The organism is Paraburkholderia sp. GAS348, assembly GCF_050434205.1.
Lineage (GTDB): Bacteria > Pseudomonadota > Gammaproteobacteria > Burkholderiales > Burkholderiaceae > Paraburkholderia.
Map to the genome: position 1 here is coordinate 255983 of NZ_JBNPVT010000002.1, position 15766 is coordinate 271748.

Here is a 15766-nt window from a genome sequence, read left to right on the forward strand (position 1 = left end):
CCATGCAAAGCAGTCGGCCAGAGTTGGCTCTTTAGCTGTCGACCAGAATTCGCGCTTCAGCGCGATTACTCTGGTCCCATGCAAAGCGCTTACTCTGGTTCCATGCAAGATAGTTCCAGATAAGAAGGGCCCATGCGGATCGACCGGCGCCTCCTGACGCTCGCGTTCGGTGGCCTTTTCTGGCGGACCTTTCTGTTGATCGCGCTGTTGATCGCAGTCAGTCTCGCCGCGTGGTTCCAGAGCTTTCGGGTGATCGAACGCGAGCCGCGCGCACAGCGCGTGGCGTTGCAACTGGTCGCCATCGTCAAGCTCACGCGCACTGCACTCCTCTATTCCGATCCCGACCTGCGGCGCGCCCTGCTGCAGGATCTGGAGAGCAATGAAGGGGTGCGCGTGTACCCTCGCGAAACCACCGACAAGTACAGACTCCAGCCCAACGAGTCGCTGAATCGGCTGATCGAACATGACATTCGCGGCCGCCTCGGCGACGACACGGTGATTGCACAGAGCGTCAACGACATCCCCGGCGTCTGGATCAGCTTCAAGATCGACGACGACGACTACTGGGTGGCGCTCGACCGCGATCAACTGGACAACGCGACGGGCTTGCAGTGGGCCGGTTGGGGCGTGTTTGCGCTGGCGCTGTCGCTGTTCGGCGCGGCCTTCATCACCAGTCTCGTGAACCGTCCGTTCGCCCGGCTCGCCATGGCCGCGCGCAAAGTCGGCTCCGGCCAGTTACCGGAGCCGCTGCCCGAGCGCGGCATGGGCGTGGCCGCCGAGACCAATCGCAGCTTCAACCAGATGGTGCAGGACCTCGAACAGCTCGAGGCCGACCGCGCGCTGATGCTCGCCGGCATTTCGCACGATCTGCGCACCCCGCTTGCGCGGCTGCGGCTCGAAACCGAAATGAGCCCGTCCGACCAGGCCACCAAAGATGCGATGGTCGACGACATCGAGCAGATGGACATGATCATCGGCCGGTTCCTCGATTACGCTCGTCCGGTGCAGCGGGTGCCGGAGCCCGTCGATCTGTCGGTGATCGCAGGTGAGCTTGCCGCGCGCATGCAGAGCGAAGACAGCATGCGCCTGATCACACGCCTCGCGCCGTCTGCGGTGATCGAGGCGGATGAAACCGACATGCGTCGCGTGGTCGGCAATCTGCTGGAGAACGCGCGCAAGTATGGTTTGAGCGACGCCGACGGCATACCGCATGTGATTCTGGAAACGCGGGTATCACACTCACGGGTCGAATTGTCGGTGGTCGACGAAGGGCCCGGAATTCCCGAAGACCAACTGGCTCTTGTCACACGACCGTTCTATCGCGTGAACTCTGCGCGCACCCAGGCGAACGGCACCGGCCTCGGCATGGCCATTGTGCAGCGGCTGGTAGGCCGTTATCGCGGCGCGTTGCGCCTGCGCAATCGCACGCCAGGCCCGGGGCTCGAGGTCACGATCGAGTTTCCGCTGGCAAAAGGCGCCTGACCAAAGGGGCATTGCCCTGCCAGTGCGACCGCCGGCCGCGTTGAATAAAAACTCCCCAAGGGGTTAGGATAAAACTATTGAGCGAATAGTTTGATATTGCCATATTCGAAACCGTGTAACGTGCTCGTTACGACGAGCTGATAGCCTCAACATGCTGTTTTTCCGTCAAACGAAGGAGCACTTGCATGAAAACCGTTGGCGATAAAGTCGAAGCGTTCACCGTCACTGCGGCCAAGCCGGGCTTCAACAACCATGAAGAAAACGGCGTATCGGCGTTCGAGGAGATCACGGAACAGTCGTTTCCGGGCAAGTGGAAGATCATCTATTTCTACCCGAAGGATTTCACGTTCGTGTGCCCGACGGAAATCGTCGAGTTCGGCAAGCTGGCCAAGGATTTCGAGGAGCGCGACGCGGTATTGCTCGGCGGCAGCGTGGACAATGAATTCGTCAAGCTGGCCTGGCGCCGCGAGCACAAGGACCTGAGCAAGCTCAACCACTATTCGTTTGGTGACGTGAAGGGCGAGTTGATCGACCAGCTCGGCGTGCGCGACAAGGAAGCCGGCGTGGCGCTGCGCGCAACGTTCATTGTCGATCCGGACAATACGATTCAACACGTTTCAGTGAACAACCTGAACGTCGGCCGCAACCCGAAAGAAGTGCTGCGTATTCTCGACGGCCTGCAAACGGACGAACCGTGTCCTTGCAACTGGGCGGTCGGCGGCGCAACGCTGTAAGCCACGCTGTCAGAAGCCCGCTACGCTTGAAAACGGCAGCGGGCTTTTTTGTCGACAAGCCGATAGAATATTTCAATGGAATTCTTGCCTTCGATTAAGGCACATGTACCTGACTACGCCAAGGACATTCGGCTGAATCTGCGCAATTGCGGGATGTTGGCCGCATTGCGGCAGTGGATAACGCTGCTGCGCAGTGTATTGCTGCTGAAGGAAATAGTTTTTTTGCGAGCGCAGCAGGGTTAAGGTTTTTTCGCTGCGCAGGCAAAAAACCTAATATCAATTCTTGATCAACAAAACCGCAGCCTGCGCTTCAATGCCTTCGCCTCGCCCAAGGTAACCCAGCTTCTCATTAGTCTTGGCCTTAACATTAACCCGCTCAACCGGCAGGTTAAGATCCGCAGCGATATTAGCCCGCATCCCCTCGATATGCGGCGCCAGCTTAGGCGCCTGAGCAACCACACTGCTATCCACATTAGCAACGGAAAACCCCGCAGCTCTAACGCGAGCGAAACACTCACGCAGCAAAACCCGGCTATCCGCGCCAGCAAATCTGGCATCGGTATCGGAGAAATGCCGCCCGATATCGCCCATCGCGGCCGCGCCGAAAATAGCATCGGTAATCGCATGCAGCAGCACATCCGCATCCGAATGCCCGAGCAACCCGCGCTCGTAGGGAATCGTCACGCCGCCGATAATCAACGGACGCCCCGGCACCAGCGCATGCACGTCATAACCCTGCCCAATTCTGAAATCCATATCCGTCAAGTCCGTTAATTTAAATCTGATTTATCCATTCAGGAAGCCGACGACGGCCGGCACAAAATCGCCTCGGCCAAATCGAAGTCTTCCGGATAAGTGACCTTGAAGTTACGCAAACTCCCCTGCACCAACCTGGGCGCGTGCCCCAGCCACTCGAGCGCGCTCGCTTCGTCGGTCAGGTCGTGACCGTCCGCCTGCGCGCGCAAAATCGCCTCGCGCAACATGCCGATGCGGAACATCTGCGGCGTCTGCGCCTGCCACAAGCCGTCGCGCGCTTCGGTGCGGGCAATCCGCCCGTCGGACGAACCCGAGTCGATCCGCTTCAAGGTATCCGCCACCGGCAACGCCATGATGCCGCCCACCGCGTCGTCCTTCAGCGAGGCGATCAGCGTGCGGATCAAGCCAGGCGTGATGCCGGGCCGCGCGGCGTCGTGCACGAGTACCCAGTCGTCGTCGTGCGCGCCAAACTCGGCCAGCGCATGCAGTCCGTTCAGCACCGACGCCTGGCGCGACGCCCCGCCAGAGCGGCGCACGGCGAAACGCAAGCCGCTGAAGCGGCGGGCGTCGAAGTGCTGGTCTTCGGGGGCAATCACGACAAGGGTTTGCGCAAACTCGCTGCAGGCGTCGAAAGCCGCCAGCGAGTAATGCAACATGTCGCGGCCGGCGACAGTGCGATATTGTTTGGGCATCGCGGCGCCGGAACGGCTGCCGATGCCTGCGCACGGAATCAGGGCAAATAGACGGGAAGTCACGAGTGCGGAAGCCGCGAAGTTAAAGTAAAGGACGGATTTTATAATACCTCCTTCGCATCTACGCCCCGACACGCGTAAACTTGCCGATTACGTGTGAGCCCGAGGCCGCCTTTTCTCTTCTATGCCAGACATTGCCGCATCATCGCAGTACGCCCCGCCCGTCGCGCTCGTCAAGCCCGGCCAGCGTTTCGCCTTCGACGGCACGCACGGCTCGTCCGACGCGCTGCTGATCGCCCGCTACCATCTGGCCTATCGCGAGAAGGTGCCGCTCCTCGCGGTCGTCTGCGAAAACGCTGTCGACGCGCAGCGGCTGTCGCAGGAAATCGGCTTTTTCGCGCCCGAGGCACGCGTGCGTTTGCTGCCCGACTGGGAAACGCTGCCTTACGATACCTTTTCGCCCCACCAGGATCTGGTCTCCGAGCGCCTCGCCACGCTGCACGATCTCGGCGACGGCCGCTGCGACATCCTGCTGGTGCCGGCCACCACCGCTTTGTACCGGATGCCGCCTGCCTCGTTCATGGCGGGCTACACGTTCTCCTTCTCGCAAGGCGAGCGCCTTGACGAGGCCAGGCTCAAAGCGCAGTTGACGCTGGCCGGCTACGAGCATGTGAGCCAGGTGGTGCGTCCGGGCGAATACTGCGTGCGCGGCTCGCTGCTCGACCTCTTTCCGATGGGTTCGCCGCTGCCATACCGGATCGACCTGTTCGACGACCAGGTCGACTCGATCCGTGCATTCGATCCGGACACGCAGCGCAGCCTCTATCCCGTGAAGGACGTGCGCCTGCTGCCCGGCCGCGAATTCCCGTTCGACGAGGCCGCCCGCACCGCCTTCCGCAGCCGCTGGCGCGAAACCTTCGAGGGCGATCCGAGCCGCGCGTCGATTTATAAGGACATTGGCAACGGCGTGCCCTCAGCAGGCATCGAATACTATCTGCCGCTCTTCTTCGACGAGACGGCGACGCTCTTCCACTATCTCCCCGAAGGTGCGCAACTGGCGTTCGTGGGCGATCTGGACGCGGCGATCCGGCGCTTCACCAACGACACCAAACAACGCTACAACTTCCTGTCGCACGATCGCGACCGGCCGATTCTGGAGCCGCAGCGTCTGTTCCTGTCGGACGAGGATTTCTTCACGTTCGCCAAGCCGTTCGCGCGGCTCGCCTTGCCCGCCAACGCGGGCGGCGGCTGGTCAACCCCATTGCCGAATCTTGCGATCGACCGTCACGCGGAGGATCCGCTCTCGGCCTTACGCGCCTATCTCGACACCACGCCGAACCGCGTGCTCTTTGCCACTGAGTCGGCCGGCCGGCGCGAAACGCTGTTGCAGTTGCTCGCCGACAATCATCTGAAGCCGGCGTCGAGCGACACGTTCCAAAGCTGGCTCACGGGCGACACACGTTTCTCGCTTGGCGTCGCACCGCTGGCCAACGGTTTTGCGGTTCCGGTCGACGGCATCGCGATCATCACCGAGACGGAGCTTTACGGCCCGCTCGCGCGCCGCGCGGGACGCCGCCGTCAGGAACAGGCGAGCAACGTCGATTCGATGGTGCGCGATCTGTCCGAGTTGAAGATCGGCGATCCGGTCGTGCATTCGCAGCACGGCATCGGCCGCTATATGGGCCTCGTCACGATGGATCTCGGCGAAGGCGAGACCGAATTCCTGCACCTCGAATACGCGAGCGACAGCAAGCTCTACGTGCCGGTCGCGCAGTTGCATGTGATCTCGCGCTACAGCGGCGCGGATCCGGAAAGCGCGCCGTTGCATTCCCTCGGATCAGGCCAGTGGGAAAAGGCCAAACGCAAGGCCGCGCAGCAGATTCGCGACACCGCGGCAGAACTGCTGAACCTGTATGCGCGTCGCGCCCTGCGCGAAGGCCATGCGTTCGCGCTTGAACCGAAAGACTATGTGAAGTTCGCCGAGAGCTTCGGCTTCGAGGAAACCCCGGACCAGGCCGCGGCGATTGCCGCTGTGATCGGCGACATGACGAGCGGCAAGCCGATGGACCGCCTCGTGTGCGGCGACGTCGGTTTCGGCAAGACCGAAGTGGCATTGCGCGCGGCGTTCATTGCGGTGATGGGCGGCAAGCAGGTTGCGCTGCTCTCGCCCACCACGCTGCTCGCCGAACAGCACACGCAAACCTTCACTGACCGTTTCTCCGATTGGCCGGTGCGCATCGCCGAATTGTCGCGCTTCAAGTCGACCAAGGAAGTCAACGCGGCAATCCAGCAGATCAACGAAGGCACGGTCGATATCGTGATCGGCACGCACAAGCTGCTGTCGTCGGACGTGCAGTTCAAACGGCTGGGGCTCGTGATCATCGACGAGGAACACCGTTTCGGTGTGCGTCAGAAAGAGGCGTTGAAAGCGTTGCGCGCCGAGGTCGACGTGCTCACGCTGACCGCCACGCCGATCCCACGTACGCTCGGCATGGCGCTCGAAGGTCTGCGCGATTTCTCCGTGATCGCCACCGCGCCGCAAAAGCGCCTCGCGATCAAAACCTTCGTGCGTCGCGAAGAAGACGGCGTGATTCGCGAAGCGATGTTGCGCGAATTGAAACGTGGCGGCCAGGTGTACTTCCTGCATAACGAAGTCGAGACGATCGAGAATCGTCGGCACATGCTTGAAGCGCTCGTGCCCGAAGCGCGTATCGCCGTCGCGCATGGACAGATGCATGAGCGCGAACTCGAACGCGTGATGCGTGATTTCGTTGCCCAACGCGCGAACGTTCTGCTGTGCACGACGATTATCGAAACCGGCATCGACGTGCCGAGTGCCAACACGATTCTGATTCACCGCTCCGACAAGTTCGGCCTCGCGCAGTTGCACCAGTTGCGTGGCCGCGTCGGCCGTTCGCATCACCAGGCGTACTCGTATCTGCTGGTGCATGACCCGCAAGGACTGACCAAGCAGGCGCAGCGCCGTCTCGAAGCGATCCAGCAGATGGAGGAACTCGGTTCGGGCTTCTATCTCGCGATGCACGACCTCGAGATTCGCGGCACGGGTGAAGTGCTCGGCGACAAGCAATCGGGCGAGATTCAGGAGATCGGTTTCCAGCTCTATACCGACATGCTGAACGATGCCGTGAAGGCGCTCAAGGAAGGCAAGGAGCCGGACCTCACCGCGCCGCTCGCCGCAACCACCGAGATCAACCTGCACGCGCCCGCGATTCTGCCCGCGGACTATTGCGGCGACGTGCAGGAACGTCTGTCGCTCTACAAGCGCCTGGCTAATTGCGAACACAACGATTCGATCGACGGCATTCAGGAAGAGCTGATCGATCGCTTCGGCAAGTTGCCGCCGCAAGCGCATGCGCTTGTCGAGACGCATCGTCTGCGGTTGGCGGCCAAGCCTTTGGGCATTTCGAAAATCGATGCGGGCGAATCCGTGATCGGCTTGCAGTTCATCCCCAACCCGCCGATCGATGCAATGCGGATCATCGAGATGGTGCAGAAGCACAAGCACATCAAGCTCGCGGGCCAGGACAAGCTGCGTATTGAAACGCGCAGCCCGGATCTGGCCGTGCGTGTGGCGACGGTGAAAGAGACCTTGCGCGCATTGGGATCGCCCAGTCGCGGCACGGCGGCCACGGTTGCTGCGCGCTAACGTGTCGCGCCGTTGCGTGCTAACGCGCCGGTATCGCGTCAACATCGGCGCCGCTATTGGCACCCGCACCGGCACCCGCGCTGGCACCTATCCCGGGCCCCAAAAAAACGGGTACGTCTCGGCGCTGTGCGCTCATGCTGCGGTGCGCAAACGCGCACCGCAGCATACGGGTGCGGTTTTTTTGGGTATGATCGAAAGACTCAAATGCCGGAGTCTTGTCATGTCTCACGTCGCTGAATCAGCGCAGTCCCCGCAAGCGTCCGCCTCTGAATCGAATACTTCCTCGCCTGCCTCACTTCCCTGGGTAACCCGTCTCGTGTCGATGGACACGGTAAGCCGCAATCCGAATCTCGGCCTGATCGAAACCGTGCGCGACGAATTGCGCGCGGTCGGCATCGAAGCCACGCTCACTCACGACGAAAGCGGCAAATGGGCCAATCTGTTCGCAACGATTCCCGCGCACAACGGCGAGACGAACGGCGGCGTCGTGCTGTCGGGCCATACAGACGTCGTGCCTGTGGACGGTCAGCAATGGGACAGCGATCCGTTCAAGCCGGAAATTCGCGGCGATAAACTGTACGGCCGCGGCACCTGCGACATGAAAGGCTTCATCGGCGCGGCGCTGACACTCGTGCCCGACATGCAGCGCACCAGGCTCGCCAAGCCGATTCACTTCGCCTTGTCGTTCGACGAGGAAGTGGGCTGTGCCGGCGCACCGCTCCTGATCGCCGATCTGATGAAGCGCGGCGTGAAGCCGGACGGCTGCATTGTCGGCGAACCGACCAGCATGCGCCCGATCGTCGCGCACAAAGGCATCAACGCGTATCAGTGCTGCGTGCGCGGGCAGGCCGCGCATTCGTCGCTCACGCCGAAGGGCTTGAATGCCATCGAATACGCCGCGCGTTTGATTTGCTACATCCGCGATATGGCCGATCAATTCCGCGCGCAAGGCCCGTTCGACGAACTGTATGACGTGCCCTTCACCACGGCGCAAACCAGCACGATCATGGGTGGCAATGCGCTCAATACCGTGCCGGCCGAATGCACGTTCCAGTTCGAATTCCGCAATCTGCCGACGCTCGACCCCGAGCCGATCTTCGCGCGCATCGACCAATATGCACGCGAAACACTGCTGCCGAAAATGTTGCGCGAGCATCCATCTGCGGCGATCGAGATTACGAAGATCGCTGCCGCGCCAGGCCTCGATTCGTCTGAACAAGCCGCGATCACGCAACTCGTGCGCGCGCTGACCGCCGATCAGGACAAGCGCAAGGTCGCGTACGGCACCGAAGCCGGGCTGTTCTCGCTGGCGGGCATTCCGAGCATTGTGTGCGGCCCCGGCGATATCCAGCAGGCGCACAAAGCCAACGAGTTCGTGGCGCTGGATCAGCTCGTGGCGTGCGAACGTTTCCTGCAAAAATTCATTCACAGCATGTCGGTTGACGCTTCGTAGGAAGTCCCCTTTCGCACAGGAGGGACGCACACGCGCACTGAAACTGACCGCTGCAAAAACAGTCTTAGCCATATCGAGAAACAACACGCCCACGCCATGTCAAGCGCCACGCCGCAGCATACCGACCATACGATCGACGGCGAGCCGATCCCCACACTCGACGACATCGCCACGCAGCACTTTGCGTTGACGCCGTGGGTCACGCGAACGCCGGTGTTCGACCGGCTCGACTTTCCGTCGCTGGAAGGCACGGTCGTGAACTTCAAGTTCGAGTTGTTGCAAGCGGGCGGCAGCTTCAAGGCGCGCGGCGCGTTCACCAACCTGCTTGCGCTCGACGAAGCGCAACGCAGCGCGGGCGTCACCTGTGTGTCGGGCGGCAATCACGCCGTGGCGGTCGCGTACGCAGCGATGCGTCTCGGTATCAGCGCGAAGGTCGTGCTGTTCCGGGCGGCCAATCCGGCACGCGTCGCCTTGTGCCGGCAATATCGCGCCGACATCGTGTTCGCGGAGAACATTGCCGAAGCATTCGAACTGGTGCGCCGTATCGAGGCGGAGGAAGGCCGCTACTTCGTACACCCGTTCAACGGTTATCGCACTGTGCTGGGCTCGGCCACGCTCGGCTATGAATGGGTCACGCAAACGCCCGACCTCGAAGCGGTGATCGTGCCAATCGGCGGTGGCGGTCTCGCTGCCGGTGTGGCCACCGCCATGCGGCTCGCGAATCCGCGGGTGCATGTGTACGGCGTCGAACCGGAAGGATCGGATGCGATGGGCAAAAGCTTTGCCGCCAATCACACGGTCAAGCTGGGCCACATGCACACCATTGCCGATTCATTGGCGTCGCCGCATACCGAGGAATACAGCTACGAGTTGTGCCGCCGTCATATCGACCAGCTCGTCACCGTATCCGACGACCAGTTGCGCGCGGCCATGCTGACCTTGTTCGGACAACTTAAGCTAGCCGTGGAACCGGCCTGCGCCGCAGCTACGGCGGCGCTGCTGGGACCGCTGCGCGAAACGCTGCAAGGCAAACGCGTAGGCGTGCTGCTGTGCGGCACCAATACCGACCCGGTCAGTTTTGCCGCGCATATCGAACGGGCGCGCCATAGCCAGTCACAGTTTCCAGAATAAAGCCAAGCTGCTCTTTCCAGGGCACAAAACTAGCCTATCCTTCTTGGATTGGTATGATTCGAATATCGACTTCTGGGAGGAACGTATATGAGCATGATTAAGGAATTCAAGGAATTTGCCCTTAAAGGCAACGTGATGGATCTCGCCGTCGGGGTGATTATCGGCGGCGCATTTTCCACCATCGTCAATTCAATTGTTAAAGACCTGATCATGCCGGTTGTCGGCGTTGCCACCGGCGGCCTCGATTTCTCCAACAAATTCGTTCGCCTCGGCGATATTCCCGCGAGCTTCAAAGGCAGTCCCGAGTCGTATAAAGACTTGCAGACGGCAGGCGTGGCGGTGTTCGGTTATGGCTCGTTCATCACCGTGGCCATCAACTTCGTGATCCTCGCGTTCATCATTTTCCTGATGGTCAAGTTCATCAACAATCTGCGCAAGCCGGCTGAAGCCGCGCCGGCAGAGCCGCCGCCGACGCCCGAAGAAGTCGTGCTGCTGCGTGAGATTCGCGATTCGCTGAAGAACTCATCGCCGCGTTAAGGCGCCCGTGGTAAGCCACCCGCGTTAAGCCACTTTCACCGCGTTACGCATTCGCACCAGCACATTAGCCGGCGCGAATAAAAAAGGCCTGTTGCGAGAAAATCGCCGAGAAAATCCCCACAGGCCTTTTTCATGGCGCGTGCAAATTACGCCGGCCCAGTTGACGCTGCGAACTCATTAAGCGTCCTTTTCCGCCTTCTGACTCAGCGCGCTTTCGATCATCGTTTCGAGCTGTCCGAAATTGACAGGCTTGGTCAGATGCGAAGTAAAGCCCGCGCTCAGGCAACGCCGCACATCTTCGTCAGTACCGAAACCGGTCAACGCAACCGCCGGCGCATCCGAATGCTCGCGAAACGCTTTGATGAAATCAAGGCCGGTGCCATCGGGCAAGCCCACATCGCTAATCACCAGATCGAAGGTCTGCGACTCGGTGGCGGCCAATGCCTCGTCCACACGGCCTACCGTGGTCACCTCGTGCCCGAGGCTGCGAATCAGCTGCGCCATCACCTCGGCGGTATCCACATGGTCTTCGATCAGCAAAATGGTCAACAGGCCGGGCGGACGCACCTCATCAGGCGCTGCAACGGGCGTCGATTCCGCAGGCGCGGCGGCGGTCGGCAGCGTGATCGTGAAAGTCGCGCCGCAGTGCGCGCCCGGGCTCTGTGCGATCACCGTGCCGCCGTGCACATCGGTCAGTGCCTTGGTGATCGCGAGACCCAGGCCCAAGCCGCCGAATTGCCGCGTCATGTTCTGGTTGCCCTGCTCGAACGCGTTGAACAGTTTGCCGATCTGCCCGGGCTCGATGCCGATGCCCGTATCCTCGACCGAGATCTGCACGTGCATGCGTTCATCATGCGTGCGCACGTAGATATGGCCGCCGTCCGGCGTGAACTTGGCGGCGTTGCGTATCAGGTTCCACAGCATCTGTTGCAGCCGTGCGCGGTCGGCGAGCACGTAATGGTGTTGCGCGTTCTTGTGGACATGCACGTCCTGCTGCTTGACCTGGATCTCGCTGCGAAAGAGTTCGAGCACGCTGTCCATCACCTCATGCACGTCGACGGTTTCGAGCGACAAACGCAGCTTGCCGTTCGCCACGCGCGTGAGATCGAGGAGATCGTCGATCAAGCGCGCTTCGAGTTCGACGTTGCGACGGATCATGCGCACGCTCGCGCGTGCCTGATCGGGCAGATCCGGGATCATCTCCAGAACGCTGGCGCCCGCCAGTACAGGCGTGAGCGGCGTGCGCAATTCGTGCGACAGCATGGCGAGGAAGCGGTCTTTCGCACGATTGGCTTCTTCAGCGGTCTGGCGGGCGCCCTGCTCCGAGGCGAGCAGCCGCTCGCGCTCCTCGATCGCCGCGCGCTGGGGATGAATATCCGTGCAACTGCCGAACCATTTGCTGACATTGCCCTCGGGATCGCGCATGGCGACCGCGCGGACGTCGAACCAGCGATATTCGCCGTCGTGGCGGCGAATCCGCAGTTCGTGCCGATAATCGGCGGCGCCGCTCGTCACCGCCTTGAGCCAGGTGCGGCGAATCTCTTCACGATCGTCGGGATGGACCGCGGCGAGCCACGCAAGACCGTACGAACTGCTTTCCGCCAACCCCGTGTAGTCGAACCACTGCTTCGACAGGAAATCGCAATCGCCCGCGGCGTTGCAGGTCAGCACGAGGTGCGGCAACGCCTCTGACAAGGTGCGGTAATGCTGTTCGCGATCGCGCAGCAACAAGGCTTCGTCCGAGGCTTTCTGCAAACGCACCTGGGACAGCACCCGGTCCACCGCTTCGGGCAAGTAATCAAGGTAGTCGCCGGATTTCGGCACCACATCGGATACGCCCGCGCGCAACGCTTCGATTACGCGGGATTCGTCGGTGAAACCGGTCACGAGGATGGCGGGAATCCGCACGCCTTCCGCCCGCAAGCGGCGAAAGAAGTCGAGGCCGGTCTCCGGCCCGCTGAGCTGGTAGTCGAGCACGAGCAGATCGGGCGCGCCCGCAGCGAGCCGCTCGCGGGCGGCTTCGACACCGGCGCAGATTGCAACCCGGCAGCCGGCGCGCTCGAGCGACTTGCGCGCAAGCCGCAAGATGCCTTCGTCGTCGTCGACGACCAGCACATAAGCGGCAGGCTGCGGGGACACTTCTTCGGTCATGCAGAGTCTTCTTTGGCTAGATCTGGTGTGGCTATCTTGTCATGGGCCGCTTTCGGAGCGCCTTCACATGAAGTTTCCGTCACGGCGGGGCCAGCCGGTGGCCCGGCGGCAGCTTGACCACCTGCAGGAAGAAGCCGAGACGGCGCACGGCTTCGATGAACGCGTCGTATTCGACCGGCTTGGTGATATAGACGTTGCAGCCGAGTTCGTAACAACGTGCGATTTCGCGCGGATCGTCGGTCGTGGTCAGCACGATCACGGGCACCGCGGCTGTCTGCGGCGAATCCTTCAAACGCCGCAATACCTCGAAACCATCCACGCGCGGCATTTTCAGATCGAGCAGCACGACGAAATTCGTCAGATCTTCACGAGGCGGGTAAGGGCTGGCCGCCGAGTCCGCCGGCACCGGCCCGAAGAAGTAATCGAGCGCCTGCTGGCCATCTCGAAAGCGTACGAAACCGTTCGAAATGCCGGCACGGCGCAGATTGCGCTCGACCAGCGTCGCGTGGCCGTCGTCGTCTTCGATCAGCACGATACTGACCGTTTCCCCGTGACTCATATGCCCTCCGTGCCGACGATCCATTTTTGCATCGTGCTTTTAATTGTCCCCACCGTTTCTCCTCGTGACTGTCCCGGCTCAATGACGCGCCGGCTGTTCCGGCAACACGACGAAAAACGTCGAGCCCGCGCCTTCCGCCGACTCGACCCAAACGCGGCCGCCATGCCGTTCGACCATACGGCGCACCACCGCGAGGCCAATGCCGTCGCCGTTCGCGACGTCGCCGTGCAAACGCTGAAACGCGCGGAACACCTTCGACATATACGCCGCTGGAATCCCGAGGCCGTTGTCGCGCACATAATAAGTGCGCGTGCGCAACGCGCGCGGCTCCGTCTCGTCGACCGGTTCCGGCTCCGGCGCCAGCACGCCGATCTCGATGCGCCCATTGCGCGCCGGATCGAGATAATTGAGCGCGTTACCGACCAGGTTGCTGAAAATCTGCTCGATCGCACCCGGGTCGCCCCATGCGGGCGGCAACTCGCGCACGGTGACCACCGCCGCACGCTGCCTGATCGCGCCTTGCAGCGCGTCGACCACGCGGCTCACCACCCGTCCGACACTCACCCGCTGCCACTGGTATTCGCGCCGGCCGGCGCGCGAAATCCGCAATAGCGCGTCGATGATCGCCGCCGCCTGCGTCACCGCTGCGCGTAGATATTGCAGAGACTCGCGCACGTCGCCGTCGAGGATATGCACCATGCGCCGATGCTCCGCCTCCGGCAGTCTCGCCGCCTCGACGATGCTGCCCAGTTCGTCGCATGACACCTGCAATTCTTTCGAAAAGCCTTGCAGATTCACCAGCGGCGAGCGCAGATCGTGCGACACGCTATAGATGAACATTTCGTTGTCTTGCGTCTCCTGGCGCAGTTCTTCGTTGACGCCCGCCAGTTCCCGCGCGCGCGCTTCGAGCCGCGCTTTCAGCATGGCCTGTTCGCCGTCGGCCTCGCGCAGGCGCGCGCCCGTCTGATGCAGCACCGCGTCGAGCGCGGCAATTTCGTCGCTGCCGGACAGCGGCGCTGCGAGCTCCCGCCCGCGGCCCAGACGTTCGGCGTTGCCCGTCAACACTTCCAGACGCTGGCCGATGCTGCGCGCAAACACCACGGCGGTGACCGCCCAGATCAGCATCGACCCCAACACCGCGGCGATCAGCGCATATTGCTGGCGTTCGTGGCGCCGCGCCAGAGCCGCGCCGCGCTCGGCGTCGAGCCGCGAGGCCTCGCTACCAAATTCAGCGAGCTGATCGCGGAACAGCGCGATCTGCTGAGGGAGCGCGCCCGTATCCTGGGCGGCAAACGAATTCAGGTTGCGTCCTGCGTGCAGCGCCTGCGAGATCCTGGCAGCCTGCGCGCGATACGCCTCGATCGCCTGTTGCATCTTGCGCACGCGCCCGACCTGTTGCGGCGTATCGGCCACCAGCGCTTCGAGGTTCGAAAGCCGGTCGCCGAGGTCGACCCATACCGTGTGGCGGTCGATAAACAACGGATCGCCGACGACCATACCCGTACGGACCCGTGCGGCCTGACGCAGCAGCGGATCGACCATGGCCGACGACTGGTAAAGGATCTGCTTGCTGTTGCTGACCCACTGCGCGGCCTGCGCCGTTTGCTCCTGGGTATCGAAGACGACGCCCAGAAGCGCCAGCTCGACCGCGCTCGGCACTGCAATCAGCAGCAGACCCTTGGTGAATAGTTTCATGTTCGCCCGAAGGGTCGTTCAAGCCGCGGCGTGCTTGCCAGTCCGGCACGGCCCGCGCCCCTCGCCTCACCACGCGGACGGCCCGTCGCGGCGCAGGACTGGAAAGCACACCGCGGTGCTGCCGGACGGGCCATTATCGACGTGAACGTGAGATATTTCAACGTAGCGGCAAGATGCGCTCGCCCACATAAAAATGACTTTTTTATTGCTACGGGATGTTTTTTCGGCGGCGCGTGCGTCTATGATGGAGACAGATGTGCTGGGAAGCGAAAGCGCGCGGCGAGGCGGTTCGGCATGATTCGTGCGGGAGGCGGTGGGAAGGCGCAGGCGCCGAATCACCGTGAATCCGGCCTTGTCGTATGCTATAAAAGATCGACGTGCGGCGCGCGAAGCCGGGAGTTGTCGCATGAGGACGCTGCGTTTCTTGCAATTCTTTTTCAGGCGAATTTTTATGTCCTTCCCGAAAAAGCGTAGACGCGCGAAGGTGGACGGCGATGAGTCGTTCCTCGCGGTCCTACGGCATTTCAAGCCGTTCAGTCAGCTCGACACCAAAATTGCGCGCGCTCGCGCGCAGGACGAACCGGTGCTCTATGCACATGTGCTGCCCGGGCTCGACGTTCTCCTATGCAGCGTACGCGGCGCGCAGCCACCCTATCCCGCGCCCGCCGAATTGCGGCGGCGTTGTATCGAATCCATTACCAATGCATTGGAGCAGCCGCTCGATGGGCTCGAGAACGGCGGGTATTGGTATGAAGCCGATGGGTTTGGCTTCCTGGTCTTTGCCAGCCGGGCTCGAGGCAAGATTCTGATGGAGTTTGGCGCCACCCGCATTGGCGGCGCCCGGCGAGGGGTTCGCAGGCAGGATGCGGCGGGGGACGCCGCTCCGCGCTCGTTGAGGTAGTTCGTTTC

12 protein-coding genes and 1 pseudogene are annotated in these 15766 nt (G+C 62.0%); 8 read left to right on the forward strand and 5 right to left on the reverse strand.

The annotated features are described in order from the left end of the window. The first annotated feature begins 132 nt into the window (after positions 1-132). The 3 genes and pseudogenes from P3T22_RS04075 to P3T22_RS04085 all read left to right on the forward strand — a co-directional run. On the forward strand, positions 133-1482 hold the full coding sequence (locus tag P3T22_RS04075; RefSeq protein WP_429324281.1) for an ATP-binding protein: 1350 nt from the start codon (positions 133-135) through the stop codon (positions 1480-1482). 185 nt (positions 1483-1667) lie between these two features. After that, positions 1668-2216 (forward strand): peroxiredoxin, encoded by a 549-nt coding sequence (locus P3T22_RS04080; protein ID WP_063496287.1) that lies wholly within the window; start codon positions 1668-1670, stop codon positions 2214-2216. Positions 2217-2356: 140 nt separating this feature from the next. Then, positions 2357-2428: pseudogene (locus P3T22_RS04085) on the forward strand (carboxymuconolactone decarboxylase family protein); the annotation flags it as partial. Positions 2429-2492: 64 nt separating this feature from the next. Here P3T22_RS04085 and ispF read toward each other — a convergent pair. After that, positions 2493-2972 carry a 2-C-methyl-D-erythritol 2,4-cyclodiphosphate synthase gene (gene ispF / locus P3T22_RS04090; protein WP_429324282.1) on the reverse strand — a complete coding sequence of 160 codons (480 nt, stop codon included), beginning with the start codon at positions 2970-2972 and terminating at the stop codon, positions 2493-2495. 38 nt (positions 2973-3010) lie between these two features. Beyond that, positions 3011-3727, reverse strand: coding sequence for a 2-C-methyl-D-erythritol 4-phosphate cytidylyltransferase (gene ispD / locus P3T22_RS04095; RefSeq protein WP_063496289.1), 717 nt, complete (start codon positions 3725-3727; stop codon positions 3011-3013). A 121-nt stretch (positions 3728-3848) separates the two neighbouring features. Between ispD and mfd the strand changes: the two genes are divergently transcribed. From mfd to mscL, 4 genes are all read left to right on the forward strand, one after another. After that, on the forward strand, positions 3849-7331 hold the full coding sequence (gene mfd / locus P3T22_RS04100) for a transcription-repair coupling factor (RefSeq protein ID WP_063496290.1): 3483 nt from the start codon (positions 3849-3851) through the stop codon (positions 7329-7331). A 220-nt stretch (positions 7332-7551) separates the two neighbouring features. Further along, positions 7552-8784 carry an acetylornithine deacetylase gene (gene argE / locus P3T22_RS04105; RefSeq protein WP_063496291.1) on the forward strand — a complete coding sequence of 411 codons (1233 nt, stop codon included), beginning with the start codon at positions 7552-7554 and terminating at the stop codon, positions 8782-8784. Positions 8785-8880: 96 nt separating this feature from the next. Next, complete coding sequence (locus tag P3T22_RS04110; protein WP_063496292.1) at positions 8881-9915, forward strand: threonine/serine dehydratase; 1035 nt, start codon at positions 8881-8883, stop codon at positions 9913-9915. An 87-nt stretch (positions 9916-10002) separates the two neighbouring features. After that, positions 10003-10452: a large conductance mechanosensitive channel protein MscL gene (mscL, locus tag P3T22_RS04115; protein ID WP_063496293.1), complete on the forward strand. Its 450-nt coding sequence runs from the start codon at positions 10003-10005 to the stop codon at positions 10450-10452. Between the two features lie 177 nt (positions 10453-10629). Here the strand turns inward: mscL and P3T22_RS04120 are convergent, their stop codons facing one another. The 3 genes from P3T22_RS04120 to P3T22_RS04130 form a co-directional block, all read right to left on the reverse strand. Beyond that, a complete protein-coding gene (locus tag P3T22_RS04120; protein ID WP_429324283.1) occupies positions 10630-12603 on the reverse strand; it encodes a response regulator in 1974 nt (657 codons plus the stop codon). Positions 12604-12682: 79 nt separating this feature from the next. Continuing rightward, the gene (locus P3T22_RS04125; RefSeq protein WP_429324284.1) at positions 12683-13162 is read right to left on the reverse strand and encodes a response regulator; all 480 of its coding nucleotides are present in this window, start codon (positions 13160-13162) and stop codon (positions 12683-12685) included. A gap of 78 nt (positions 13163-13240) precedes the next feature. Continuing rightward, positions 13241-14857 (reverse strand): sensor histidine kinase, encoded by a 1617-nt coding sequence (locus P3T22_RS04130; RefSeq protein ID WP_063496296.1) that lies wholly within the window; start codon positions 14855-14857, stop codon positions 13241-13243. A 406-nt stretch (positions 14858-15263) separates the two neighbouring features. On the opposite strand from P3T22_RS04130, the gene P3T22_RS04135 reads away from it, so the two are divergent. Continuing rightward, positions 15264-15758, forward strand: coding sequence for a hypothetical protein (locus P3T22_RS04135; RefSeq protein WP_063496297.1), 495 nt, complete (start codon positions 15264-15266; stop codon positions 15756-15758). The last annotated feature ends 8 nt before the right edge of the window (positions 15759-15766 follow it).